This window comes from Acinetobacter baylyi DSM 14961 = CIP 107474 (genome assembly GCF_000368685.1).
Lineage (GTDB): Bacteria > Pseudomonadota > Gammaproteobacteria > Pseudomonadales > Moraxellaceae > Acinetobacter > Acinetobacter baylyi.
This window is the reverse complement of record NZ_KB849628.1, coordinates 1112065-1138097: the sequence shown is the minus strand read 5'-3', so window position 1 is coordinate 1138097 and position 26033 is coordinate 1112065. Positions and strand designations below refer to the sequence as shown.

The following is a 26033-nucleotide window of genomic DNA, read 5'->3' as shown; positions in this document are numbered from 1 at the left end:
GCATGATCAAATTCGATTGATAATGGGAATAAAGCTTTGAGCGATCTCTTCAAGAATGCCGTATTGTGGCTAATAATACTTGGTGTTCTGATCTTGATTTTCAGTAACATCAGTGACCGTAATAAGCCTGCTGCAATGAATTATTCGGAATTTGTTGCGTCGGTAAATGCTGGTCAAATTAAGCAAGTCACTATTGATGGTTTGAATATTAGTGGTGAGAAAACCAATGGCTCTCACTTTGAGACAGTACGTCCACAAGTTGAAGACACTGAGCTTTTACCTAGCCTAAACAAAAATAAAGTTGTGGTTGAAGGTACTGCACCTCAACGTCAAGGCTTGTTGATGCAACTTCTCATTGCTAGTTTCCCTGTGCTTTTAATCATTTTGTTATTCATGTTCTTTATGCGAAACATGGGTGGCGGTGCAGGCGGTAAGAACGGTCCAATGAGTTTTGGTAAATCAAAAGCAAAAATGCTTTCTGAAGACCAGATCAAGGTAACATTTAAAGATGTTGCTGGCTGTGACGAAGCAAAACAAGAAGTTGTAGAGATCGTAGATTTTTTAAAGGATCCTGCTAAATTTAAACGTCTTGGTGCGACTATTCCGCGCGGCGTATTAATGGTAGGACCTCCAGGAACAGGTAAAACGCTATTGGCGAAAGCCATTGCAGGTGAAGCAAAAGTACCATTTTTTAGCATTTCAGGTTCTGATTTTGTCGAAATGTTTGTGGGTGTAGGTGCTTCTCGTGTACGTGATATGTTTGAGCAAGCTAAACGTCATGCGCCATGCATTATCTTTATCGATGAGATTGATGCGGTTGGTCGCCATCGTGGTTCGGGTACTGGTGGTGGACATGATGAGCGTGAGCAGACCTTAAACCAGATGCTGGTTGAAATGGATGGTTTTGAAGGTAATGAAGGTGTAATTGTTATTGCTGCAACCAACCGTGTTGATGTACTTGATAAAGCGTTACTTCGTCCAGGTCGTTTTGACCGTCAAGTGATGGTTGGTTTGCCAGACATTAATGGACGTGAGCAAATTTTAAATGTGCATTTAACCAAGCTTCCGTCTGTGACTGGTGTGGATGTAAAAGTGTTGGCACGTGGTACACCAGGATTTTCTGGTGCGCAACTTGCAAATCTTGTGAATGAAGCTGCATTGTTTGCTGCCCGTCGTAATAAAAATACGGTGGATATGCATGACTTTGAAGATGCTAAAGACAAGATTTATATGGGACCAGAGCGTAAATCAATGATTCTTCGTGAAGAAGAACGTCGTGCTACGGCTTACCATGAATCTGGACATGCGATTGTTGCAGAGGTGCTACCAGGCACAGATCCTGTGCACAAGGTGACGATTATGCCACGTGGTTGGGCATTGGGTGTAACTTGGCAATTGCCTGAACAAGACCAGATTAGTCATTATAAAGACAAAATGCTAAATGAAATTTCCATTTTGTTTGGTGGACGTATTGCTGAAGAAATCTTCATTAATCAGCAATCTACTGGTGCATCCAATGACTTTGAACGTGCAACTAAAATGGCGCGTGCAATGGTCACCAAATATGGCATGTCAGATCGACTAGGTGTAATGGTCTACGAAGATGACAATACTCAAGGTTTCTTTGGTAATGTCGGTAGTCGTACCATTTCTGAGGCAACTCAGCAGCAGGTCGATCAGGAAGTTCGTCGTATTTTGGATGAGCAATATAAAGTTGCCTGGGATATTCTTGAACAGAACAAGGATAAAGCACATGTGATGGTTAAAGCGCTGATGGAGTGGGAAACTATTGATCGTGAGCAAGTACGTGACATTATGGAAGGTCGTGAACCACGTCCACCAAAAGTATATGTAGCGGAAAACCCAGTAATTGATGTTGAACCGCCAAGTAATGGTCCATCTACACCACCACCTCTACCTTCAATGGGTTAAATCTTTTAGTTTGAAAGAGCTGCTTAGGCAGCTCTTTTTTATTTGGATGTTATTTGACTGGGTGTCAAATGAAATCATTTTTTTAAAACGTATATACTCAAGCTATTTATCAATAAATGGAGTAAAAAATGCATTTAAGCCCTTTGCCTCAAAAACAATTGAAATGTGGATCATATTTACTTGATTTATCTGAGCCACAGGTCATGGGGATTTTAAATGTAACACCAGACTCGTTTAGCGATGGTGGACAGCATCATCAAAAAGAGAAAGCATATGCACATGCCATGCAAATGATTGGTGATGGTGCATCTATTATTGATATTGGTGGAGAATCGACACGTCCAGGCGCATCCTCTGTTGAGATTGAGGAAGAAATACGACGTGTAGTACCAGTGGTGGAGATGCTATCTAAAGAGAAAATCATCTTGTCAATTGATACCAGCCAGCCAGAAGTGATTAAAGCTGCCATAGAAGCAGGTGCGCATATTTGGAATGATGTAAGGGCATTAACCCGCCCTCAGGCGATTGAAACAGCAGCACAACTTGATATTCCTGTCATCATCATGCATATGCGTGGCGAACCCACTACCATGAATCAATTAGATCAGTATGGCGATGTTGTTGCAGAGGTGATGCATGAGTTAAGTCAGCGTATTCAAGACGCACTTGATCATGGAATACGAGTTGAAAATATTGTGGTTGATCCTGGTTTTGGTTTTGCAAAGAATGCTGGGCAGAATTTAAAACTTTTAAACGAGTTATGGAAGTTTAATGCAATGGGGTATCCGATACTCTCTGGTTTATCCCGAAAACGTTTTATTGGTGAAGCCTTACAAGGAGCGACCGCCGATCAGCGTGCTATTGGTAGCGTAGCAGGGCATCTGATAAGCCTACAACAAGGTGCTTCAATCGTCAGGGTTCATGATGTCAAGGCTATGGTAGATGCAATACGCGTTTGGCAAGCAGCACTCAATGCCTGAGTTGAAACTGCTGTATTAAAAACAGTCGCCTTTTGATAAAACTTATGATATAAGCAGCACGTTTTTATTAAAAAGATGTGCTGATGTTTAACGATCTTCTTCTCCCGATGTTTGATGATGGCTATTATCCTGAGGTTTTAGTGGCTGAAGTCAAACAGCATATTCTAGATTTTTTTAAAAAAATTCAAAAAAATCATAAGTCTGAATCTGATATTTACCAATTGGCAGCTTTAACTTTAGTCAGAATTAATGAGATGAAGCCTTTGTTTGAAGATTTAGACTCGGGTTTGGATGAAACTGCGACTGATTATATTGCTGAGGCCATGATGATGGTCGTGCAAGAAGCGGGTTATCTCGATATTGATTTAGAAGAACTGGTCGCAAATCGGGAATGGTAATCACCATTCTCCACAAGGCTGATTATTTTACGCCTCATCTAAATAGATAAATTGAATAATCTATGGCGTAAAATCAAAACGAGGTTAAAGCATAAATGTTATTTATCAATATGTGATGATTAAAAACTATTCTAAATAGAATCTAAATAAACTATCAAATATCTCAATAAAAGAGCCAAAAAAGCTAATTTTGATATCGACTGCATTACTGAATAACAGTTATTCACATTAAATGTTTTATATATTTTGATTGTGTACTAGATGCAAATGAATCATGTGTATCAATATGGGTAGTTATTCAGATGGTGATGAAATGCGATAATAGCATTTGAGTTTATAATTTTCTCTAAACTTCAGATATAAAAAAAACCAGCTATTGCTGGATTCTTTATCGTGACCATTTTCATTAATTGAAATGGTGCCCGGGGCCGGACTCGAACCGGCACGCTTTGAGGGCGGGGGATTTTAAATCCCCTGTGTCTACCTATTTCACCACCCGGGCATGTGGGCAATCATAGTTCAAGAGTTTACGATTGGCAAGAATAACTCAAATTATTTGTAGTTTTTTCAAGCAACTACTCTGAGGGTGTCTTAAATTGATCTACTTGGGCAATGAGGCGGCCAATATTTTCGCTTGTTCTTGCGAGATTCTCCTTGCCATTTTTGCAAGCACTATCAATATCTGTAGTTTTATCTAAAATTCCAAAAATTGCTGTCATTCCATGTTCATAAAGTTCATTAATCCCAGATCCGATATATCCAGCGCATGCAATCACAGGTTTACCTAAGGACTGTGCAAGATGAGCTACACCGATTGGTGTTTTACCAAATTTGGTTTGAAAATCTATTCCACCTTCGCCTGTAAATACATAATCAGCTTGCTGAATCGCCTCATGTAAGTGTGTATTTTGAATCACTGTTTCTACACCAGATTGAATTTTGGCTGCAGTAAACGCCATAAGTCCAAATGCCAGTCCACCCGCTGCGCCTGCACCTGCAATCGCTTTAAATTCTCTTTTGAGTTGCTGTTCGACTATATGAGCAAAGTGAGTAATATTAGCTTCAAGTTGCTTAATCATTTCTGCTGTAGCCCCCTTTTGAGGGCCGAAAATATAACTTGCTCCTTGAACACCTAACAGAGGATTGTTTACATCACTGGCAATAATAATTTCAACATCTTTGAGACGTGGATCAAGCTGTGACAGATCCATTGTGCAAATCTGCACTAAATTACCACCACCCAAGGGTACGGTTAATCCATAATGATCAAGAAACCGTACACCCAGTGCCATCGCCATTCCCATACCTGCATCATTGGTCACGCTACCGCCCAATCCGATAATAATTTTTGAAACTTTAAGATCAAGCGCGGCACGAATCATTTCACCCGTTCCAAAAGTAGAGGTATGTAATGGATTACGCTGCGCTGGTGAGAGTAGATGAATGCCATTGGCTTTGGCCATTTCAATGACGGCTGTTTTTCCTTCATCAATTAACCCAAAATAAGTATTAATTATTTGGGTGGGTAAGGGACCCATGACATTGATATTAATTCGTTTGCCTTGAGCAGCATTAATCAATGCATCGACTGTTCCTTCACCGCCGTCAGCCATAGGGCATAGAATAAAATGAGCATCGGGAAATACGTTTTGTAATCCCGCTTGCATCGCCTCGCAAGCTTCAATGGCGCTCATACTTTCTTTAAATGAGTCGGGTGCAAGTACAAAAGTTTTTGGCATTATAGATATACAACTTATTTTTAAATAAATGTGAAGGGGAATCAGTTTTAATCTTCAAGATAGCATCAAACGTCATAAAAATATTTAAGAGAAATTTGAATGAAAAAAAATATAGATTCTTGGACAATAAAAGATCGATTTATATTTGGAGGATTATATGCACTCACAGGGGGTATTTTAGGATGGGCAATCGCATTGTTCGTGGCAAAATATATAAGTTCTGAATGGAAGCCTGAAATAATAATTGTTCTAACAGTCTTGTTTTTATTTGGTTTGGGATTTCTTTTTCCACAATTATCTCGAAAAACATTCTCTGTGATTAGACGGTTATTTCTATTTCTTTCTTAGTGTTCATGGATTGTTTATACTTATTAGATAATTGACTGGTAATTTTTAGACATAAAAAAACCAGCTTTCGCTGGATTCTTTAAGATCACCATTTTCACTGGTTGAAAATGGTGCCCGGGGCCGGACTCGAACCGGCACGCTTTGAGGGCGGGGGATTTTAAATCCCCTGTGTCTACCTATTTCACCACCCGGGCTTTATTTACCAAATTTGGAGGCGGAGGTCGGAATCGAACCGGCGTACACGGAGTTGCAGTCCGCTGCATGACCACTCTGCCACCCCGCCATCATTTGGTGATGCACATATTAGCAAGCTTCAGAAAAAAAACAATAGTGAATTTTGCGAATATGCACAGAAAAACAACATCTAAAATAAAATTGACCCAATTATCATGTATCATTTGCAAAAATTGATTCATATCTACTTTGGAGATGTGCTGTGGCATTGGTTTTAGATGGTCGTGCATTAGCGAAAAAAATTGAAGCTGATTTATTGGTGCGTGTAGAAGCACTTAAAGCAAAGTCAGGTCGTACCCCAATTTTAGCCACAATTTTAGTTGGAGATGATGGTGCATCTGCAACTTATGTGCGTATGAAAGGTAATGCCTGCCGTCGAGTGGGAATGGATTCATTAAAAATCGAACTCTCTCAGGAAACCACGACAGAGCAGTTACTTGCAGAAATCGAGAAGCTCAATGCCAATCCAGATGTTCATGGTATTTTGCTTCAACATCCTGTTCCAGCTCAAATTGATGAGCGTGCGTGCTTTGATGCGATTTCTTTAGCCAAAGATGTCGATGGTGTGACTTGTTTAGGTTATGGTCGTATGGCAATGGGAGAAGCAGCGTACGGTTCTGCGACGCCTGCGGGAATCATGACTATTCTAAAAGAAAACAACATTGAGATTGCTGGTAAGCATGCTGTAGTGGTAGGCCGTTCTGCAATTTTAGGTAAGCCAATGGCCGCCATGTTGCTTGAGGCCAATGCAACTGTAACCATTTGCCATTCACGTACTCAAAATCTAGCCGAATTTGTTAAACAAGCAGATATTATCGTGGGTGCTGTTGGTAAGGCAGAGTTGATTCAAAAAGACTGGATTAAACCAGGTGCTGTGGTGGTCGATGCGGGCTTCCACCCTCGTGATGGCGGTGGGGTTGGTGATATCCAGTTACAGGGGATTGAAGACGTTGCCTCTGCTTATACACCTGTACCAGGTGGTGTCGGACCAATGACCATTACGACATTGATCCGTCAAACGGTTGAGGCTGCAGAAAAAGCGCTGGCTTAATTTTTGATTGAAATGCTCAGAAGACGTAGTAGGGTTTTGTTACTAGGATCTGTGATCTAAGAAGTTGGTTGCTTTTGTTTTGGCAAAAGTAACCAAAATTATTTTATCTCTCAAAAATTTAAAAATTGTGAATGCTTTCGTATGAAAATTTGCAGCAGTTATTGTAAATATAGATGTATTTCGCACAATTGCGCATGCCTGGATTAAGTATGAGATTGATATCATCTGAACAAGACTTTGTATGAAGGTTGAAGCATGAATCACACTTTGCAGTTTCCTAAAGCTCCAGAACATTTGCTGCAGGCATTAAATGAAGTCATTCCTAAATGTAAATTGATGGCGCAGCAATTACCTGAAACAGCTATTTCGCTTTGGTTGATTCCACCTGTTTTTCCTACAGAACGTTTGGATGATGACATTATTCGACGAATATGGAGTGATACGCCTTACTGGATCTTTTGTTGGGCATCTGGGTTGGCCATGGCACAGTGGCTGCTTGCAGAACCTCATCATGTTAAAGATAAAGTGGTGCTTGATTTTGGTGCTGGATCTGGGGTTGTAGCCATCGCAGCCAAAATGGCAGGTGCAAAACGAGTGATCTGTTGTGATATTGATGAAACTAGTCTGAATGCATGTCGTGAAAATGCATTGTTAAATAACGTAGAACTTGAATATCTGAATGACTTATATCTGTCCGAATCAGTCGATATTTTGTTGGCCGCTGATGTTTTGTACGATCAAAGTAATCGCTTCTTTCTAGATGAGTTTTTAAAATTTGCCCCAGAAGTATGGGTGGCAGATAGCCGGGTAAAAAACTTTAGCCATCCAGGATATATTAAAATTGATGAACGCAGCGCGACCACATGGCCTGATTTAGACGAAGCGAAAGAATTTCGTAATGTGAGTTTCTACAAGACATTGTAGCATTACAATGCCTTGCGATTTCATCAATTAAGAACAGGTATAACGAACAACTTTAAGTGTGCTTGGTTTGGTATTTAAAGCATCGCGAGTTGCATAACCCTCACTATTGTTTAGACTGGGTGAATCGGACAAACCAATCGACATACGGGAATTTCTTAATGTGATGCCTCGATCTGAATGGCTATCAAAAGATGGATTTGGAATTTCGTTAATACTTAAAACTGATAAAGTATAAGTCTTACCTGCACCTAAAACATTCTGACAAGCGCGTTGTAATTTTTTCTCATCGATATCCTGATTTACACGCGCGGCAAGTGTATAAGAAATCGTAGCTGAATTTGCGCTTTGATTTTCAACCTGATAACCCGTATTACCATTGTATTGTCTTGGGGTGGTTTGACATGCACTTAGACCAATAGCTGTGATCAATACAAAAACCAAATTATGTTTTTTCATGAAAATATCCTTCTCTTATTGTCTTAGTATCGCATAATTTTGGTAAATCATCGTTGATGATTTATTATTGGTCTGATTTAAAACTGAACAATATAACAATTATGTAATTTTAAATGGATTCTTGAAATAGATCACTTTCATATTTAATTTTATAAAAAAGTTTGCTAGTTTGAGAACATAATAATCATAAAAAAGGGGGATGGTGATGACAACTTCTGCTTCACTCCCACTATACGATATTGTGGTCGTCGGTGGTGGCATTAATGGTATTGGTATTGCCAATGATGCTGCTGGAAGGGGCCTATCGGTTTTTTTGTGTGAAAAAGATGATTTTGCTAGCCACACATCTTCTGCCAGCAGTAAATTAATTCATGGTGGATTGCGATATCTGGAGCATTATGAATTTCGTTTGGTACGAGAGGCTTTAGCAGAGCGTGAAGTTTTGATGGCAAAAGCACCTCACCTTGTGCGCCCCCTGCGTTTTATTTTGCCTTATCAAGCACATTTACGTTCTGAATGGCTGATCCGTTCTGGACTATTCCTTTATGATCATTTAGGTAAACGAAAGAAATTAACGGCTTCTAAAAAGATCACTTTCGATTCGGCAAGTCCGCTAAAATCTGAAATTTCTAAAGGCTTTGAATATGCCGACTGTACGGTAGATGATGCGCGTTTGGTTATTATCAATGCGATTCAAGCGAGAGAAAAAGGTGCAGAACTTGTAACGCATACCGAGTGTTTGTCTGCAGAAATAGTAGATGATGTTTGGTTGATTACCTTACAGCATCGGCAAGTACCTTATCAAATTCGTGCCAAAGTGCTCATTAATGCAACTGGTCCTTGGGTAGAATCTTTTCTCAAGTCTCAACTTAAACAGCATTCACCTTATAAAATTCGGCATATTCAAGGTAGTCATCTTATTGTGGCGAAACTTTATGAGGATAACCATGCCTATATATTGCAAAATGAAGATGGACGAATTGTATTTGTCATTCCCTATCTGAATGACTTTAGTTTGATTGGCACGACAGATCAGGTTTATTTAGATGATTTGAATCTGGTGAATATCACGCAACAGGAAATAAGTTATCTCTTGGATGTAGTGAATCGGCACTTTAAAACAGTTCTGACTCGTGCAGATATTATACAGACTTATTCTGGAGTCAGGCCTTTATGTGATGATGAATCTGATCAGCCGTCTGCTATAACGCGTGATTATACATTGGCGCTCACTATGGTTTCAGAGGTTGCTCCATTACTTTCGGTATTTGGTGGAAAATTAACAACATATCGCAAACTAGCTGGTTCTGCACTTGAACAGTTGAAGTTATTTTTTCCAGATATGACCCCCTCATGGACAGAATACGAGCCTTTACCTGGAGGAGAATACTTTAAGGGGCAAGATAAATTGGTGAATGCGATTCAGCTACGTATAAAGGGGATTGCTTCTGAACTTGCAAAGCGCTGGGCGACGAGTTACGGAACCCGTGTCTGGAAATTATTACAGGGTGTTTATTCGGAAGAAGATTTTGGGATCTACTTTGGACATGGGCTATATCAGCTTGAAGTAGATTATCTCGTCAAAGTAGAATGGGTCGAGTCAGCAGATGATGTGTTATGGCGTCGCACCAAGTTGGGTTTTAGATTTAATCAGAATGAGATTTTGGTGTTACAAGACTATTTGATCAGTCTCGTCGTTGGCGAACAAGGTAAGATTGCATAAATTAGAATAATTTGTACATTCAAACGGCTTGATTTAGAAAGCTTAAGCCGCTTGAATATGAGAGATTTTTAGATTTCTACACCACCCAAGCTTGTACAATTAACCTGTGTAGATGTCCATTTTACCGCGGTGCCAGTCGCTACTGGACGCACAATTCGCCAAGGCCAGAAACCAAAACGTTGGCTGGCGTTATAATTTACAATTGCATCTGCATTTAGCTGTTGCGCTACTTTGCCAAGTTTAGGATAAAGATCTTGAACACTGCCATAGTTGCCTTTTGCAACTTTAACATGCTTGATAACCACGTACTGTTGAGAGGGAATATCGTTAACTAAACATACTCCAAAATGTGGTGTGGTTTTTTCAGTGGATATCGTGCTCTGATCTGCTTCGGTGGCAAATGCTAGATTAGAAAAGATAATGGTTGAAAATATAGAAAGAATAAGCTTTTTCACTGTTTATTTCTCTTGGTTATAAAAGATATTAAAAGTTATATTTTTTGAAAATAAGTATGTTTTTAAAAAGAATCTAAAAAATAAAGAGGCCATACATGGCCTCTTTATTTTATTCAAATTAAATTAGATTTTTTGAACAGCTTGTAAAAGCTGATCTTGACGCTCTTTCAACGCTTTTGGAAGACGCTCACCTAACTTGTTGAAAAGTTCGGTATGGCTTTCAATTTCTGTGATCCATTGATCTTTGCTTTGAGAGGTGATCAGATCAAATTCTTCTTTAGAAAAATCTGTGCCTGTCCAGTTAAGATCTTCGTAAGTTGGGACATAACCAATAGGTGTTTCTACGGCATTGGCACGACCTTCAACACGATCAATCATCCACTCAAGCACACGCATGTTTTGACCAAAACCAGGCCAAACAAAGTTGCCTTCAGCATCACGACGGAACCAGTTTACATTGAAGATTTTTGGTAATTTGTTACCCGCAGCTTCAGCTTTCTCGCCTACTTGTTGACCCAATTGTAACCAGTGGTCAAAGTAATCTGCCATGTTGTAACCCGCGAAAGGTAACATTGCAAATGGGTCACGGCGTACAATACCTTGTTGACCAACAGCTGCGGCAGTAGTTTCAGAACCCATAGTCGCTGCTTTGTAAACGCCATCTACCCAGTCAAATGCTTCAGAAACCAAAGGAACGGTATCTGCACGACGACCACCAAAGATGAAAGCAGAAATTGGAACGCCTGCTGGATTTTCCCAGTCTGCATCGATAGATGGGCATTGACCTGCCGCTACAGTGAAACGTGCATTTGGATGTGCAGCTTTTTCACCCGCAACGTGTGGCTGACCTTTCCAGTTCGTTAAGTTAGCTGGAACTTCTTTAGAAAGACCTTCCCACCATACTTGACCATCTTCAGTCACAGCAACGTTGGTATAAATCACATCTTTGTGAAGCGTTGCCATGCAGTTCGGGTTGGTTTTGGTATTTGTACCAGGCGCAACACCGAAGAAACCAGCTTCTGGATTAATTGCATATAAGCGACCATCTTCGCCAGGTTTAATCCATGCGATATCGTCACCTACAGTTTCGATTTTCCAACCTTCGTAACCTGCTGGTGGAATGAGCATGGCAAAATTGGTTTTACCACAAGCTGATGGGAATGCTGCAGCGATGTAGTGTTTTTCACCTTTTGGATTGGTTACGCCCAGAATCAGCATGTGTTCAGCTAACCAGCCTTGCTCGCGACCCATTGCAGATGCGATACGTAATGCCAAGCATTTTTTACCAAGTAATGCGTTACCGCCGTAACCAGAACCGTAAGACCAGATTTCACGAGTCTCAGGATAATGAACGATATATTTTTCTGGGTTGCATGGCCATGCAACATCTTTTTGACCTTCTGCAAGAGGTGCAGCAACAGTATGTACACATGGTACAAATTCACCATCAGTGCCTAACACATCATAAACCGCTTTGCCCATACGTGCCATTTTACGCATGCTCACAGCCACATATGGAGAGTCAGTCAATTCGATACCAATTTGAGCGATGTGACTGCCCAAAGGACCCATAGAGAATGGAACCACATACATGGTACGACCTTGCATACAGCCATCAAACAAACCGTTTAACTTGGCACGCATGACTTCTGGAGCTTCCCAGTTGTTGGTTGCACCAGCATCTTCTTGTTTTTCAGAACAGATAAATGTACGGTCTTCAACACGTGCAACGTCAGAAGGGTCAGAATTTGCAAGATAAGAACCTGGGTGTTTTTCTTGGTTGAGGGCTTGCATTGTGCCGTTTGCGATCATCAAGTCGATCAGACGTTGATATTCTTCGTCGCTGCCGTCACACCACTCGATTTTTGCAGGTTTGGTCAATTTTGCAATTTCTTCAACCCATGCAATAAGCTTAGGATGACGAACGAATTCAGGTGCGTTCACTTGGGTCATGGTGAGGCCTATTTTAAAAGATGTACAATGTACAAATCCCTTTGTTGGGGTACAACAAAAGAGATAAAGTCAAAAAAGTGGCGCTATTAAAGCATAAATTGGTAAAAAAAATAAGACTAAAGACTATACAGCCTAGAGGGGGCTTGACTTTGTATAAATCTATTCAAATCAGGTTCTTAGATACATATTTCCGTTGTTTATATTTGCATTTTTTAAATAAATAAAGACTATTTATTTAAAAAATGAATTTGTATATCAAATTTTTATATGGCTAAAATTCTTGATGATTATTATTGATAAAATAAATGGTAGTCATTTAAAAATTACATAAAAGACCTTTTAATTGGGTGTTTATTATTCAAAAATAAGACATAACCGATTAATTTAATCAAAAAGCACGACTATGCTCAAACCATTATCTATCATTTATAACGGAAAATCAGGGTTTCATGCAAGCGATAAAGAAGGCGTGTATGAACAAATTATGACGCTGTTTACACGTTATGATTTTGAGATACAAGTTTTTGAATTAAATGAAAAAATTACTTTTGATGAGTTGATGGAGCAAGTGCTTTTAAGGCATCTAAATCTGAACACAAGTGAATATAAAGGTGTTATTGTCGCAGCGGGAGGGGATGGTACACTCAATGCAGTCGCATCCCGATTAGTTGATACACCTATTCCTATGGGAATTTTACCCTTGGGCACATTTAATTATGTAGCACGTGTTCTGAATATTCCTTTGGATTTGTTAGCGGCTGCGGAGGTTATTGCTGATGGGACAATTCGTTCTGTACATGTTGCCACTATAAATGATCGAATCTATTTAAATAATGCCAGTTTGGGTTTGTATCCTTTATTTATTCAAAAACGTGAATACTATAATAAACGTTTCGGGCGTTTTCCTTTGAATGCCTATACTTCAGGATTAGATGTGCTGATTCGTGATCATAAAGAGTTGAAATTATCGATTTCTGTAGATGATCATGTTTATCCAGTAAAAACACCTCTGATTTTTTTTGGTAATAATCAATTACAGTTAAAAGAATTAAATTTACATATTGCTGAATGTGCTGCTCAGGGGCGAGTTGCTGGTGTGGTGGTCGCAAAAAGTGATAAGTTAAGTTTATTTAAAATGTTATTTGAATTGATTAAAGGGAGGCTTGAGAAAGCCAAAGATGTTTATAGTTTTAGTGCGGATCAAGTGGTTGTTGATTGTAAAAGAAAAAAATTGACTGTTGCCATTGATGGAGAAATTGAGGAGTTGCAAACGCCGCTCACTTTTGCAGTCAAAAAAAATGCTTTAAATATTATGGTACCTGCTCATGTTGCTGCATCTATCTGATTTGCATTTTGGTACAGAAAAACCAGAGTGCTTAACTGCGATTGAAGATTTTTGTCGTCAGCATCGTCCTGAAGTGATTGTGGTGAGTGGTGATCTGACACAGCGCGCCCGATTCATTCAGTTTTATAACTGTAAGCAGTTTCTAGAGTCATTAAATGTTCCATATCTGGTGGTACCAGGAAATCATGATATTCCGCTGTATCATCTGTGGAACCGTTTTTTTTCGCCGTTTGTGCGTTATCAGTTTTTCTTTGGTGAGCTTGAACCAACGCTTGAAACAGAGCATTTTTTTATTGTGGGCGTGAATAGTATTCGAAGACGCTATCATACACGGGGCTACATTTCACTAGAGCAAATTCAAAAGACCAATGAAATCTTGAAACAGGCACCATCGCATAAACTGAAACTGGTGGTATTACATCAACCCTTTTATACGCCACCCGATCAACCGCATGGAATCAAGGACTGCCCTGTGCTGGGAAGAATGGCACTCGACAATTGGAGTAAGAGTGGTCTATTCGGGGTATTACATGGGCATCTTCATAAAACAGCCGTATATGATCTGACGCAAATTTATCAGTTAAGGGTAGATGAGTCTGTGTATGATATTCACGCAGGAACAGCAACGTCTTATCGTTTATACAAGAACCTGCCAAATAGTTTTAATGTCATACTGAACGATGGGCGTGTTGAGCATTATTGGTTTGACCCAGCTTCAAAAGCTTTTGTTTTAAAGACAGATTTGTATGAAAAATAGAAAATTATTGATGATTGATTAAAAAAAATACAAAAAAGATCATTTTTTTTCATGGTACCCCTTGAAGCGTTTTTTTCCATCCCCAAAACAGTGTCATCAAATTCATTTTGATGGTTGCTAAAGGAATAATGACGGCAAGCATCATTCATTAAATATAGACTTAGTCTGATGGAGTTATTTATGAGCAACATTCGTCCATTACATGACCGTGTAGTAATTCGTCGTGTTGAAGAAGAAACAAAAACGGCTGGCGGTATCTTATTGCCAGGTTCTGCTGCTGAAAAACCTGCCCAAGGTGAAGTGATTGCAGTAGGTAATGGTCAAATCACTGAGAATGGCGTACGTGCACTTGATGTTAAAGCAGGTGACAAAGTGTTATTTGGTACTTATGCAGGTACAACTGTAAAAGTAAACGGTGAAGAATTCCTCATCATGAAAGAATCTGACATTTTAGCTGTTCTTGAAGGCTAAATTTCACTTAACTCATTGATAAATCAGATCAAGCATTGATAGAAAAATTTGGAGTATAGAATGTCAGCTAAAGACGTAAAATTTGGTGATTCAGCGCGTTCAAAAATGATCGCAGGTGTAAACGTTCTTGCAGATGCAGTGAAAGTAACACTGGGCCCTAAAGGCCGTAACGTGGTCATCGACCGTTCTTTTGGTGCACCGCACATTACAAAAGATGGTGTAACGGTTGCGAAAGAAATCACGCTTAAAGATAAATTTGAGAACATGGGTGCGCAATTGGTACGTGAAGTATCAAGCAAAACCAACGACATCGCGGGTGATGGTACAACAACTGCAACTGTACTTGCTCAAGCGATCTTGAACGAAGGGATCAAATCAGTGACTGCTGGTATGAACCCGATGGATCTTAAACGCGGAATCGACATTGCAGTAAGAGCTGTGGTTGAAAACATTCGCGCAACAGCTAAACCTGCTGACGATTTCAAAGCAATTGAGCAAGTGGGTTCGATTTCTGCAAACTCTGACGAGACTGTAGGTAAATTGATTGCTCAAGCGATGGAAAAAGTGGGCAAAGAAGGCGTGATCACTGTTGAAGAAGGTTCAGGCTTTGAAGACGCACTTGATGTTGTAGAAGGTATGCAGTTTGACCGCGGTTATATCTCGCCATACTTTGCAAACAAGCAAGATACGCTAACTGCTGAGCTTGAAAACCCGTTCATTCTTCTTGTTGATAAAAAAATCAGCAACATTCGTGAACTAATCACGACTTTAGAAGCAGTTGCAAAAACGGGTAAACCACTTTTGATTATTGCTGAAGATGTTGAAGGCGAAGCGCTTGCAACACTTGTTGTCAACAACATGCGCGGTATTATCAAAGTATGTGCGGTAAAAGCACCTGGCTTTGGTGACCGTCGTAAAGCAATGCTACAAGACATCGCGATCTTGACTGGTGCTACTGTAATTTCTGAAGAAGTGGGCATGTCACTTGAGCAAGCATCACTGCAAGATTTGGGTACTGCGCATAAAATCACGGTATCGAAAGAAAACACAGTGATTGTTGATGGTGCTGGTGATGCCAATGCGATTGCAGAACGTGTTCAGCAGATTCGTGCGCAAATTGAAGAATCAACTTCTGAATACGACAAAGAAAAACTTCAAGAACGCGTAGCAAAACTTGCTGGCGGTGTTGCAGTGATCAAAATCGGTGCTGCGACTGAAGTTGAAATGAAAGAGAAGAAAGACCGTGTAGACGATGCGCTTCATGCGACACGTGCTGCGGTTGAAGAGGGTGTAGTTGCAGGTGGTGGTGTTGCACTGGTTCGTGCAGTCAACTCACTTGACGGCTTAACTGGCGCAAATGATGACCAAACTGTTGGTATCAACATTTTACGCCGTGCGATTGAAGCACCACTTCGTCAAATCGTATCGAATGCAGGCGATGAGCCATCTGTTGTCATCAATGCAGTGAAAGCAGGTGAAGGTAACTATGGTTACAACGCTGCAACAGGTGTGTATGGCGATATGCTTGAAATGGGTATCCTTGATCCAGCGAAAGTAACGCGTTCTGCACTTGAGCATGCTGCATCTGTTGCAGGCTTGATGTTGACCACTGAGGCGATGATCACTGATATTCCAGAAGATAAACCAGCTATGCCTGATATGGGCGGCATGGGTGGTATGGGCGGTATGATGTAATACCGACTATATCGTCCCGATTTCATATAGGATCGGGATCGAATATTTAAAAAGACCGTGAGCCTGCTCACGGTCTTTTTTTATAATGATTTTGGCTTTGAAATGAAGAATCCACTAAAAAACAATTTAATGATTAATTTTTTAAAAAAACCAATTTTTAGCCGTGTATTAATTTAATTTTAAGTTTCAATACTTATTCTTAATTCAGGAACAAAGGCTGTAGTTTCTAGTTTTCACCATGTTTATTCCTGGATAAGCATGGTTTTTTTATGCCCAAAATAAAATAATAGTCCACGTCAACGCAATCATAATCAGCGCAACACATTGTGCAGCACTTCCCATGTCTTTTGCATTTTTAGACAGTTCATGTCGATCCAGAGATATCCGATCAATCGCTGCCTCAATTGCAGAGTTAAACAGCTCTACAATGACAGCAATCAGACCCACAGCAAACAAGATTGCATGTTCAGATGGACGAAGTGATAAACTCAAATTGATCGGCAATAAGATCAAGTTTAGAAAAATAATTTGGCGAAAGGCTGCTTCTTGCTTAAATGCGATTTTAAATCCTGAAATAGAATAACCTGTGGCATTGATAATACGTTTTAAGCCTTGTTTACCTTTGTATGGAGAAGATTGGTTCATTACAATTTCGCAGAACAATGAGTGCCTACAAGCTTACAAATATGTCATTAAGAAATGATTAAGATGGTCATGTTGATTAGGTGAGTTTATCCTTGAAGCTTGATACTGAAATATCTGATTTAATACCATATCTTCATGATTTATCCGTATTGTTGGAATTCTCCCCTATTATGTAAATTGTGCTTGTGTTTATAACGTAGGTCATTGATGATCAAATTAATATTATATACATGCAGCCGTATGTGATTTTCTTACCTGCTCTTTGAGCTTGGATATGAATGGACCATGTTATCCAAATTTTTTATTGATCGACCTATTTTTGCAATTGTTTTAGCCATAATTGTTATGGCATTGGGTATTTTCTCGCTTTTGAATTTACCTGTAGAACGCTATCCAGATATTGCACCGCCTCGTATCGTCGTTTCAACCAGTTATAGTGGTGCAGATGCACAGGCAGTTGAAGATAGTGTGACTCAGGTGCTAGAACAACAAATTAAAGGCATTGACCATCTGCTTTACTTTAGTTCAAGCAGTGATGCGAATGGTAGCAGCCAGATCAGTCTATATTTTCAGCAGGGTACCAATCCTGATCAAGCACAGGTTCAGGTTCAAAATGCGATTAATGGTGCATTAAACCGCTTGCCAGATGATGTACAACGACAAGGTGTGATTGTTCGTAAGTCGTTAAGCGACTCATTTCTGGTAGTAGGGCTCGCAGACCGTTCTGGTAAATCTACGAATATTGATATTTCAGACTATCTTTCCAATAACTTTGAATTAAATCTTAGCCGCATAGAAGGGGTAGGTGAGATCAATGTTTTTGGCTCACCTTATGCTATGCGAATCTGGTTAGATCCAGTCAAGCTGCAACATTATCAGCTTATGGTGAGCGATATTCGTTCTGCACTTGAAAATCAGAATACGCAGGTTGCAGCAGGAGCAATTGGCGCTTTGCCTGCACCGAAGGATCAATATTTAAATGCTAAAGTCACTTCAGGTTCGCTTTTAAAAACACCAGAGCAGTTTGAAAATATCATAGTAAAAGCCAATGCAAATGGCAGTTTTGTTTATTTAAAAGATGTCGCGCGTGTGGAGATTGGCGCGCAGAATTATCAGGTGTTTAACCGAATCAATGGTTATCCTGGATCAGGCTTATCCGTATCGTTGGCTGCTGGTGCAAATCTTGTCAAGACTGCAGATTTGGTTTATCAGGAAATTTCCCGTTTAGAGAAAAACCTGCCTGAAGGTTATTTCATTATCTATCCACGTGACGACACACTCTTTGTGAAAGAATCGATTAAACAAGTCATCAGTACCTTACTAGAAGCCATTATATTGGTTGTACTGGTGATGTTTATCTTTTTGCAAAACTGGCGTGCCACGCTGATCCCGACCATCACTGTTCCTGTCGTGATTTTAGGAACCTTTGCAGTTTTGTCTATATTAGGGATGAGTATCAATACTTTAACCTTATTTGCTATGGTATTGGCGATTGGTTTATTAGTCGATGATGCGATTGTCGTGGTCGAAAATGTCGAGCGTCTGATGCATGAACAGCAGCTTGATGCCAGGCAGGCCAGTATTTTATCTATGCAGGAGATCAGTGGTGCACTGGTTGGCATTACGCTGGTGTTAACAGCCGTGTTTATTCCGATGTCATTTTTTAGTGGCGCAACGGGAATTATTTATCGACAGTTTTCGATTACGCTAGTGGCTGCGATGGTGCTGTCGCTTATGGTTGCATTGATTCTAACCCCAGCATTGTGTGCGATTCTGTTAAAGCCACAAAATAAATCCTTTAAATGGGCAGATGGGTTTAATCGTAAATTAGATCAACTGAGAGATTACTATCTCAGACTGACTCATCGAAGTGTTCAATTTAAAACCATTAGCTTGATTATTTTCGTGGTATTGATTGCTGCATTTATCTGGATTTATCGAAGTTTGCCCACCAGCTTTTTACCTCAGGAAGATCAAGGTGCATTAAGTGTACAGTTCACTTTGCCAGAGGGTACGCCTTTATCCAAAACTGAAGACGTGGGTAAACAGATTTCAGACTATTTTATGTCACATGAAAAAACCAATCTAAACGGCATCATGGTCATTCATGGACGTAACAACTCTGGTACTGGACAAAATCTTGGACAGGCTTATGTATCGCTTAAACACTGGGATGAGCGTACAGGTGCTGCAAATAGCGCACAGCAAATTCGTACTAGAGCAATGCAATATTTTGCTCAAAATAATCAGGCCAGAATTTTTGTATTAATGCCGTCGGTGATTCGTGGGCTGGGTAACTCCGACAAAATTTCGTTCTGGTTACAGGATGTCAAAGGATTAGGGCGAGAGAGCCTACTTCAATCTTTTCATGCTTTGCAAAACCAAGAGCAAAAGTTTGATGAACTTAAAAATATTGATAAGCGCAGTAATGATGACCAATCTGTTTTAAATATTCAGATCGATCATAAAATGGCAATGGCACTGGGACTGAACATTGCGCAGATCAATCAAACGCTCTCTACTGCATGGAGTGGTAGTTATATCAACGACTTTATTGATCGTGGTCGAATCAAGCGTGTCTACCTACAAGGTGATATGCAGTATCGCACTAAGCCTGAAGATCTTGCATATTGGTATATCAAAAATGCTCAAGGTCAGATGACGCCGTTTTCACAGTTTAGTCGTGTGGAATGGCAAGGTGCACCGCCGCTATTAGAGCGGTTTATGGGATACCCAGCTTTAGAGATGGAAGCAGATGCGGCCAATGGCTTTAGTACAGGGCAGGCCATGCAAAAACTTAGCAATCTGGTCGATGCTATGCCTGATGCAGGATTGGCATGGAGTGGCATGTCGTTTCAAGAGCGAGAATCAAGTCATCAGGCAATTTGGCTCTATGTCATCTCGATTGCCTTCATTTTTTTATGTTTAGCGGCACTATACGAAAGCTGGTCAATTCCAACTGTCGTGATGGCAGCAATTCCGTTGGGAATTGGAGGAACAATTTTGTTTAGTGAGTGGTTTAATTTTGCAAATGATATTTACTTTCAGATTGCATTATTAACCACCATCGGGCTGTCCTGTAAAAATGCAATTCTGATGGTGGAATATGCAGCAAATCTACAAGAAAATGGTGAAACAGTACTTCATGCTGCACTTAAAGCGGCTGGGTTACGTTTAAGACCCATTTTAATGACCTCAATTGCGTTTGGTGCTGGTGTCGTACCTCTGATGTTTTCATCTGGTGCAGGTGCATTAAGCCGTCAGGCAATCGGTTATAGTGTATTTGGTGGTGTTTTATTTGGCACCATTCTGGTTCTTATCTTTATCCCGTTCATGTATGTGCTGATCCGTTCGGTGTTTAAACATAAACCAAAGCCCATTTAAATCGATTGATTTTATTTTGGGCAGATCGGTGTCGATTTAACTATCTATAAAAAGTCGGCATCTTTTTTAAGTATGGTCTTTACGTATTGTAATCAAAAGAATTTTTGGTAGCGTGATACACTTTCTCCAATATAGTTATACCTGAATTAAATTTATTAAAAGGTATGTAGATTTTTGCTTAAAATTCAGTTTGGAGAGAGATCAATGCCTACACCTCCAATCGATGTTTTATTGATTGAAGCCATGGATGCAGTAGATATCCAGTCTGCTTTGGCGATACTAAAAGAAATGCAGTCGATTGATATTGCCGAAGCTTTAGAACAAATTCCTGTGGCCTATGCAAGTCAGTTATTATTGCATTTGCCCAAACGTGCCAAAGTGTATACGGCCATGAGCTCAGTTCGACAAGCCGAACTCGCACAACATTTAGCACGCTCCGATTTGGCAGATATTATCTCTGAAATGCCAGCAGATAAGCGAGCGGATCTATTTAAATCTTTAGATCCTGCACAGCAATCGGCTCTTCTTCCTGCACTGGCACAAGCTAAACGTGAAGATTTACGACGGCTATCTCATTATGAAGAGGGCACAGCTGGGGCAATCATGACCTCAGAATATGCCACTTTGGGCGCAGAGATGACAATTACTGAGGCAATTGAAACCTTGCGCCGTGAAGCACCAGATGCCGAAACCATTTATGAGTCTTATATTGTAGATACTCAGCGTCGTTTAATGGGTGAGATATCATTGCATGAGTTGATCTTGGCGCCTTTAGATCATAAAGTTGGCGACTTGATGACTCGAGACATCATTTATGCTCAAGTTGATGATGATCAGGATGAGATTGCGAAAAAGATTGCACGTTATGATTTGTTGGCACTTCCAATTATAGATGCCCAAGGTGTGCTAGTCGGGATCGTGACCTATGATGATGCTATGGATGTGGTGAGTGCTGAGGCAAATGAGGATTTTCTAAAAGCTGCGGGTGTGGAGGCATCTACACCAGATATGAATATCAAAAAAATTCCATTGTTGCAGCTTTATAAAAAAAGAGTGTTCTGGCTGGTCATTTTGGTATTTGGAAGTTTACTTTCAGGTCTGGGAATAGCGCATTTTGAATCGATTATTGAGTCAAATATTGTATTGGTATTTTTCTTACCACTTTTGGTGGGGAGTGGGGGAAATGCAGGATCACAATCTGCCACATTGATGGTTCGTGCGCTTGCCACGGGTGATGTGGTTTTAAAAGACTGGTTCCGACTGCTTGGTCGTGAATGTCTGGTGGCCTTGGCATTAGGTATCACGATGGCCATCGCCGTGGCAATACTGGGTTATATTCGTGGTGATGCTATGGTCGCATTGGTCCTTATTTTAAGTATGATCGGAATTGTCATGATCGGAAGCGTAATTGGAATGAGCTTACCTTTTATTCTCAATCGTTTAAAATTGGACCCTGCGAGTGCTTCAGCGCCATTGGTCACTTCAATTTGTGATGCGACAGGCGTGGTGATTTATCTATTTATTGCAGCACAATTATTGGGGCAGATCTAAACCTGATTTTTGGATTTTCCCGTTATTTATTCACTTGAGACGAGTAAAATAATCATGACTCAAGACCAGAAAAAATCACGACAAGAAGTCATTCGACTCGAACGTGATTTGGCCAAGTTTGCCAACATGATGGATAGTTTAGTTCGCATTCCTTTTACACGGCAAGGCGTGGGTGCAGATGCAGCATTAAGCACTATTCCGTTTGCAGGAGATATCGCAGGGTTTGTACTGACGTTTTATGCAATATATCAGGCCAAGCAAATTGGCGTACCACAACATAAACTCAACCCTGTAATTCGGCTTGCTGCAATTGATGCGGTTGTGGGCATTATTCCTGTTGCTGGAACCATTTTTGATATTTTTATACGCCCTAGCCGTAAGGCACTCGACATTGTGCATCAGCATATTCGTGAAGAGTATCAAATTCAGAACGATGACCATGTGGTTCATCCATACTTACATGAAAAGTTGGAGCAAAAACAGCAATATTCCGCATTCTGGCGAAATCCTGTGGTGAGCTGGTTGTGGCTACATTTACCTGATCTCATTGGTCTGATCTTTATGATTTTCTTTATTGCTGCTATTTGGCTCGGGACCAGCTATCTCTGGAACTGGTATCAAGGCCAATAAAAAAAGCCTCCATCTGGAGGCTTTTTTGAAGCGGAAATTATGGACAATTTAATTGCTGTAGCGCAGCAACACGTTGCTCGATACTTGGGTGGGTTTGGAATAAGGCAGCAAGACTAAAACCTTGTTCTTTACCTTCCGCAATTGCAAAGGCTTTCATTTCTTTTGGCATTTGATCTGGCATTTCTGACTCTGCCTGTAAGCGTAATAGGGCAGAAATCATCGCTTGTTTACCTGCTAAACGAGCACCAGCTTCATCGGCACGATATTCACGATGGCGGGAGAACCACATCACAATCGCTGAGGCAAGAATACCAAATACAATATCAAGGACAATCGTAATCGCGAAGTAACCCATGCCAGGTGCTTCACCATCTTGGCGACCAAACACGTTTCGATCAATAAAATCACCGACTACACGGGCAAAGAACATCACAAACGCGTTGACGACACCTTGAATCAGCGCAAGTGTCACCATGTCACCATTGGCAACGTGACCAATTTCATGCGCCAATACAGCACGCAATTCATCTTTATTCATGCGTTCCATTAATCCTGTTGAAACCGAAACGAGGGCATCGTTTTTGTTCCAGCCTGTTGCAAAGGCATTAGATTGATAGGATGGGAAAATTCCAACTTCTGGCATTTGGATGCCAGCACGTTGTGAAAGTTCTGCAACAGTTTGTAATAGCCAAGCTTCAGCCTGGTTACGGGGTGCATTCGGATCAATAATTTCTGTACCGGTGGTTTTTTTAGCCATCCATTTGGACATCAAAAGGGAGATCAGCGAGCCAACCATACCAAACACGAAACAGATAACCAAAAGGTTGCCTAGATTTAAGCCACCCGCGCCATGGTAACTACCGACACCGAACAGTGACAAGATAATGCCAGCCACAACCAGTACCGCGAGGTTGGTTAGCAAAAACAAACCAATCCGCATCATTGAGAAAATCCTCTTATAAATAAAATCTGATCTGATTTATGAAATGTTAAATCATTGCGTTAAATATGGGGGGATTCTTGCCAAAATTCAAGACAAATTAATTGATTTAAGCTTTTTTTAAGTTAAATCATGTAGGGGTTTTTAATCGGTATTAATTTGAAATATGAATTCTGGCAGATGCTGTTGCATTACGTGTGACATAGGTATTTGGTGCATCGGTATAAGTTCCTTCACTTAAACTGATAATTTGCCGTTGTGAGGAATACTTGGTAGTCTCGGGTACATGATTATTCGCTGGAGCATAATTGGCAGATTGAGCAATGACCTGTGGTGTAGCTAGATTTTCACTTACAGTGTTACCACTGGCGTAAAGATTTTGATAGCGACTGGTGACTCGGCGTACATAATCCTGTGTTTCCCGAAAAGGCGGGATACCACCATATTTATCGACATTGCCTTCGCCTGCGTTATAGGCGGCTAAGGCAAGCTGCGTATTACCATTAAAACGTTTGAGTAACCAGCTTAAGTATTGTGCGCCTCCAAAAATATTTTCCTGTGGATCATAGGCATTTGAGACATTAAAACGTCTGGCTGTGGCAGGCATAAGCTGCATGAGGCCTTGTGCACCTACAGGCGAGCGCGCATAAACATTAAAGCCAGATTCGGTATGCATGACTGCCTTAATCAGACCTTCTGAAATGCCATGCCGCTGTGAAGCTTGATGAATAATCTGGTCAAACGCATTACGATTTTTGCTATAGCTTGGCAAAACCGATGCTTCGGAAGCACCCCAGTTATTATAACTGTGGATGTTGCTATCTGGATAATAAGTCGCTTTGACCTTGGTCATTGATGGGTCACTACTTTTACGATTGGTCAGTAAAGTTCCCCCAGATTTATCTTTATAGACAAAAATTTGCCCAGCAAAAACATGGCTCATGGCGGTACAGGACAGTGTTGAAGCCAAAATAAAATGTAAAGAAAGGTGTTTGCGTTTTTTCATTTTATGTTATTCGCTGGTAAGGGGGTGACATCTTGTTCAGCAGTTTAGCAAAAAAACGTTAAAAGGGGAGTTTTATGCCTAAAAAATTTAAAACTTGTTTGACAGAAAAAATCAAGCAGTTTTGTCTGGAACTTAATCAAAAAAAAATTAAAATTATTTTTAAAAAAGCGAGCTTGACATATTTAAGTTGTTGATTTTGATTTATAAAAATAATTGATCAAAAAATGATCAATTTAAACAAAACCCTTAATTTAACGTTAAAACACTTTGTCAAGCCTATAGAAATCCACAAATTTATCCACAGGTTTTGTGGAAAACTGTGGAAAAGTCCAAAATATAAGCACTTTGGATAAAAAATAGACGTTGATGCCCAAGAAATAGCATTAACAAAAAAGTATGATACATAAATATGACAATCATAAGAATTGCATAATCTTTAGGTGCGATTCACGTGTGAATCATATAAAATCGTGCGGTATTTTTATTTATGGGTCAGGTTTATCTATGTACTCGCCAGTTGAGTCCGAACAGGGATTTAATTTTAAGCCAGAGCTTCCTACAAGCTCAGCCTATTATCGCTTATTGAAAAAGCTTCGTCGTCAAGTGGGTCACGCAATTCGTGATTTCAAAATGATTGAAGACGGAGACAAGGTAATGGTCTGCGTCTCTGGTGGTAAGGACAGCTACACCTTGCTCGATATTTTGTTGCAGTTTAAACGCATTGCACCGATCAATTTCGATATTGTTGCGGTTAACCTTGACCAGAAACAACCTGGTTTTCCAGAAGATGTTTTACCACGTTATATGGAAGAGAATAATATTCCTTACTATATCCTGGAAAAAGACACCTATACCATTACCAAGCGTTTAACACCTGAAGGCAAAACCTATTGTGCGGTGTGTTCTCGTTTGCGTCGTGGCTCGCTTTATGGTTTTGCACAAGAGATTGGTGCAACCAAAGTAGCATTGGGTCATCATCGTGATGATATTATTGCCACGTTCTTCCTGAATTTGTTCCATGGTGGTAGTTTAAAGGCAATGCCGCCAAAATTATTATCTTCGGATAAAAAGAATATATTGATTCGTCCTTTGGCATATGTCGAAGAAAAAGACATTATCAAGTATGCAGATTTACGTAAATTCCCAATCATTCCTTGTAACTTATGTGGTTCACAGGAAAATCTGCAACGTGCCATGCTCAATGAGATGCTGCGTGAATGGGATAAACAGTATCCAAAGCGTTTGCATAGCATATTCGGTGCCTTGCAAAATGTTTCGCCGTCTCAACTGGCAGATCGTGATCTATTCGATTTTGAAATACTTGATTCCCAGCGTGAACTTGATTTTAAAGATCCCGAAGAAATGAAAAAACGCCTAGACATCGTAAACTTAAGCTTTGCTGCTGACTAATCAGTC

Annotated in this window: 20 protein-coding genes, 3 tRNA genes and 1 pseudogene; 14 read left to right on the top strand and 10 right to left on the bottom strand. The window is 40.1% G+C overall.

Annotated features, from left to right (window positions below; genetic code table 11):
* Positions 1–36 precede the first annotated feature (36 nt).
* From ftsH to F952_RS14630, 3 genes are all read left to right on the top strand, one after another.
* The gene (gene ftsH, locus F952_RS14640; protein ID WP_004929328.1) at positions 37–1932 is read left to right on the top strand and encodes an ATP-dependent zinc metalloprotease FtsH; all 1896 of its coding nucleotides are present in this window, start codon (positions 37–39) and stop codon (positions 1930–1932) included.
* Between the two features lie 128 nt (positions 1933–2060).
* Positions 2061–2912: a dihydropteroate synthase gene (folP, locus tag F952_RS14635; RefSeq protein WP_004929326.1), complete on the top strand. Its 852-nt coding sequence runs from the start codon at positions 2061–2063 to the stop codon at positions 2910–2912.
* An 83-nt stretch (positions 2913–2995) separates the two neighbouring features.
* The gene (locus tag F952_RS14630; protein ID WP_004929323.1) at positions 2996–3310 is read left to right on the top strand and encodes a DUF5713 family protein; all 315 of its coding nucleotides are present in this window, start codon (positions 2996–2998) and stop codon (positions 3308–3310) included.
* 416 nt (positions 3311–3726) lie between these two features.
* On the opposite strand, the gene F952_RS14625 is transcribed toward F952_RS14630, so the two are convergent.
* The 4 genes from F952_RS14625 to F952_RS14605 all read right to left on the bottom strand — a co-directional run bounded on the left by F952_RS14625 (position 3727) and on the right by F952_RS14605 (position 5680).
* Positions 3727–3812 (bottom strand) — tRNA-Leu (locus F952_RS14625).
* A 73-nt stretch (positions 3813–3885) separates the two neighbouring features.
* Positions 3886–5049, bottom strand: coding sequence for a glycerate kinase family protein (locus tag F952_RS14620; RefSeq protein ID WP_004929321.1), 1164 nt, complete (start codon positions 5047–5049; stop codon positions 3886–3888).
* Positions 5050–5505: 456 nt separating this feature from the next.
* Positions 5506–5591: transfer RNA gene (locus F952_RS14610), tRNA-Leu, on the bottom strand.
* A 15-nt stretch (positions 5592–5606) separates the two neighbouring features.
* Positions 5607–5680, bottom strand: a tRNA-Cys gene (locus F952_RS14605).
* A gap of 153 nt (positions 5681–5833) precedes the next feature.
* On the opposite strand from F952_RS14605, the gene folD reads away from it, so the two are divergent.
* A complete protein-coding gene (gene folD, locus F952_RS14600) occupies positions 5834–6682 on the top strand; it encodes a bifunctional methylenetetrahydrofolate dehydrogenase/methenyltetrahydrofolate cyclohydrolase FolD (protein WP_004929317.1) in 849 nt (282 codons plus the stop codon).
* Positions 6683–6937: 255 nt separating this feature from the next.
* Positions 6938–7606, top strand: coding sequence for a class I SAM-dependent methyltransferase (locus F952_RS14595; protein ID WP_004929316.1), 669 nt, complete (start codon positions 6938–6940; stop codon positions 7604–7606).
* A gap of 27 nt (positions 7607–7633) precedes the next feature.
* Here the strand turns inward: F952_RS14595 and F952_RS14590 are convergent, their stop codons facing one another.
* Positions 7634–8062 (bottom strand): hypothetical protein, encoded by a 429-nt coding sequence (locus tag F952_RS14590; RefSeq protein WP_004929313.1) that lies wholly within the window; start codon positions 8060–8062, stop codon positions 7634–7636.
* A 199-nt stretch (positions 8063–8261) separates the two neighbouring features.
* Here F952_RS14590 and glpD point away from each other — a divergent pair, with 199 nt between their 5' ends.
* Entirely contained in the window at positions 8262–9785 is a 1524-nt protein-coding gene (glpD, locus tag F952_RS14585) for a glycerol-3-phosphate dehydrogenase (RefSeq protein ID WP_011182634.1), read from the top strand.
* A gap of 68 nt (positions 9786–9853) precedes the next feature.
* Here glpD and F952_RS14580 read toward each other — a convergent pair whose 3' ends face one another.
* Positions 9854–10240 (bottom strand): hypothetical protein, encoded by a 387-nt coding sequence (locus F952_RS14580; RefSeq protein ID WP_004929307.1) that lies wholly within the window; start codon positions 10238–10240, stop codon positions 9854–9856.
* A gap of 123 nt (positions 10241–10363) precedes the next feature.
* Positions 10364–12193 carry a phosphoenolpyruvate carboxykinase (GTP) gene (locus tag F952_RS14575; protein WP_004929305.1) on the bottom strand — a complete coding sequence of 610 codons (1830 nt, stop codon included), beginning with the start codon at positions 12191–12193 and terminating at the stop codon, positions 10364–10366.
* A 403-nt stretch (positions 12194–12596) separates the two neighbouring features.
* Here F952_RS14575 and F952_RS14570 point away from each other — a divergent pair, with 403 nt between their 5' ends.
* From F952_RS14570 to groL, 4 genes are all read left to right on the top strand, one after another.
* The gene (locus F952_RS14570; protein WP_004929304.1) at positions 12597–13538 is read left to right on the top strand and encodes a diacylglycerol/lipid kinase family protein; all 942 of its coding nucleotides are present in this window, start codon (positions 12597–12599) and stop codon (positions 13536–13538) included.
* Entirely contained in the window at positions 13519–14295 is a 777-nt protein-coding gene (locus tag F952_RS14565) for a metallophosphoesterase family protein (RefSeq protein ID WP_004929302.1), read from the top strand. Before F952_RS14570 ends, F952_RS14565 begins: the two co-directional genes overlap by 20 nt.
* Positions 14296–14475: 180 nt before the next feature.
* Positions 14476–14766 (top strand): co-chaperone GroES, encoded by a 291-nt coding sequence (gene groES / locus F952_RS14560; RefSeq protein WP_004929299.1) that lies wholly within the window; start codon positions 14476–14478, stop codon positions 14764–14766.
* A 60-nt stretch (positions 14767–14826) separates the two neighbouring features.
* A complete protein-coding gene (gene groL / locus F952_RS14555) occupies positions 14827–16461 on the top strand; it encodes a chaperonin GroEL (protein WP_004929298.1) in 1635 nt (544 codons plus the stop codon).
* A 267-nt stretch (positions 16462–16728) separates the two neighbouring features.
* Here the strand turns inward: groL and F952_RS14550 are convergent, their stop codons facing one another.
* On the bottom strand, positions 16729–17106 hold the full coding sequence (locus tag F952_RS14550; protein ID WP_004929296.1) for a diacylglycerol kinase: 378 nt from the start codon (positions 17104–17106) through the stop codon (positions 16729–16731).
* Positions 17107–17391: 285 nt separating this feature from the next.
* On the opposite strand from F952_RS14550, the gene F952_RS14545 reads away from it, so the two are divergent.
* From F952_RS14545 to F952_RS14535, 3 genes are all read left to right on the top strand, one after another.
* Positions 17392–20490 carry an efflux RND transporter permease subunit gene (locus F952_RS14545; RefSeq protein ID WP_004929294.1) on the top strand — a complete coding sequence of 1033 codons (3099 nt, stop codon included), beginning with the start codon at positions 17392–17394 and terminating at the stop codon, positions 20488–20490.
* A 204-nt stretch (positions 20491–20694) separates the two neighbouring features.
* Positions 20695–22041, top strand: coding sequence for a magnesium transporter (gene mgtE, locus F952_RS14540; protein ID WP_004929293.1), 1347 nt, complete (start codon positions 20695–20697; stop codon positions 22039–22041).
* A gap of 54 nt (positions 22042–22095) precedes the next feature.
* Positions 22096–22671, top strand: a complete 576-nt coding sequence (locus F952_RS14535; RefSeq protein WP_004929290.1) for a DUF4112 domain-containing protein — start codon at positions 22096–22098, stop codon at positions 22669–22671.
* 37 nt (positions 22672–22708) lie between these two features.
* Here the strand turns inward: F952_RS14535 and htpX are convergent, their stop codons facing one another.
* Both htpX and F952_RS14525 read right to left on the bottom strand, forming a co-directional pair.
* Complete coding sequence (gene htpX, locus F952_RS14530) at positions 22709–23614, bottom strand: protease HtpX (RefSeq protein WP_004929289.1); 906 nt, start codon at positions 23612–23614, stop codon at positions 22709–22711.
* A 151-nt stretch (positions 23615–23765) separates the two neighbouring features.
* Positions 23766–24542: pseudogene (locus F952_RS14525) on the bottom strand (lytic transglycosylase domain-containing protein); the annotation flags it as partial.
* Positions 24543–25121: 579 nt separating this feature from the next.
* Between F952_RS14525 and ttcA the strand changes: the two are divergent.
* Positions 25122–26027: a tRNA 2-thiocytidine(32) synthetase TtcA gene (gene ttcA, locus F952_RS14520; protein ID WP_004929282.1), complete on the top strand. Its 906-nt coding sequence runs from the start codon at positions 25122–25124 to the stop codon at positions 26025–26027.
* The last annotated feature ends 6 nt before the right edge of the window (positions 26028–26033 follow it).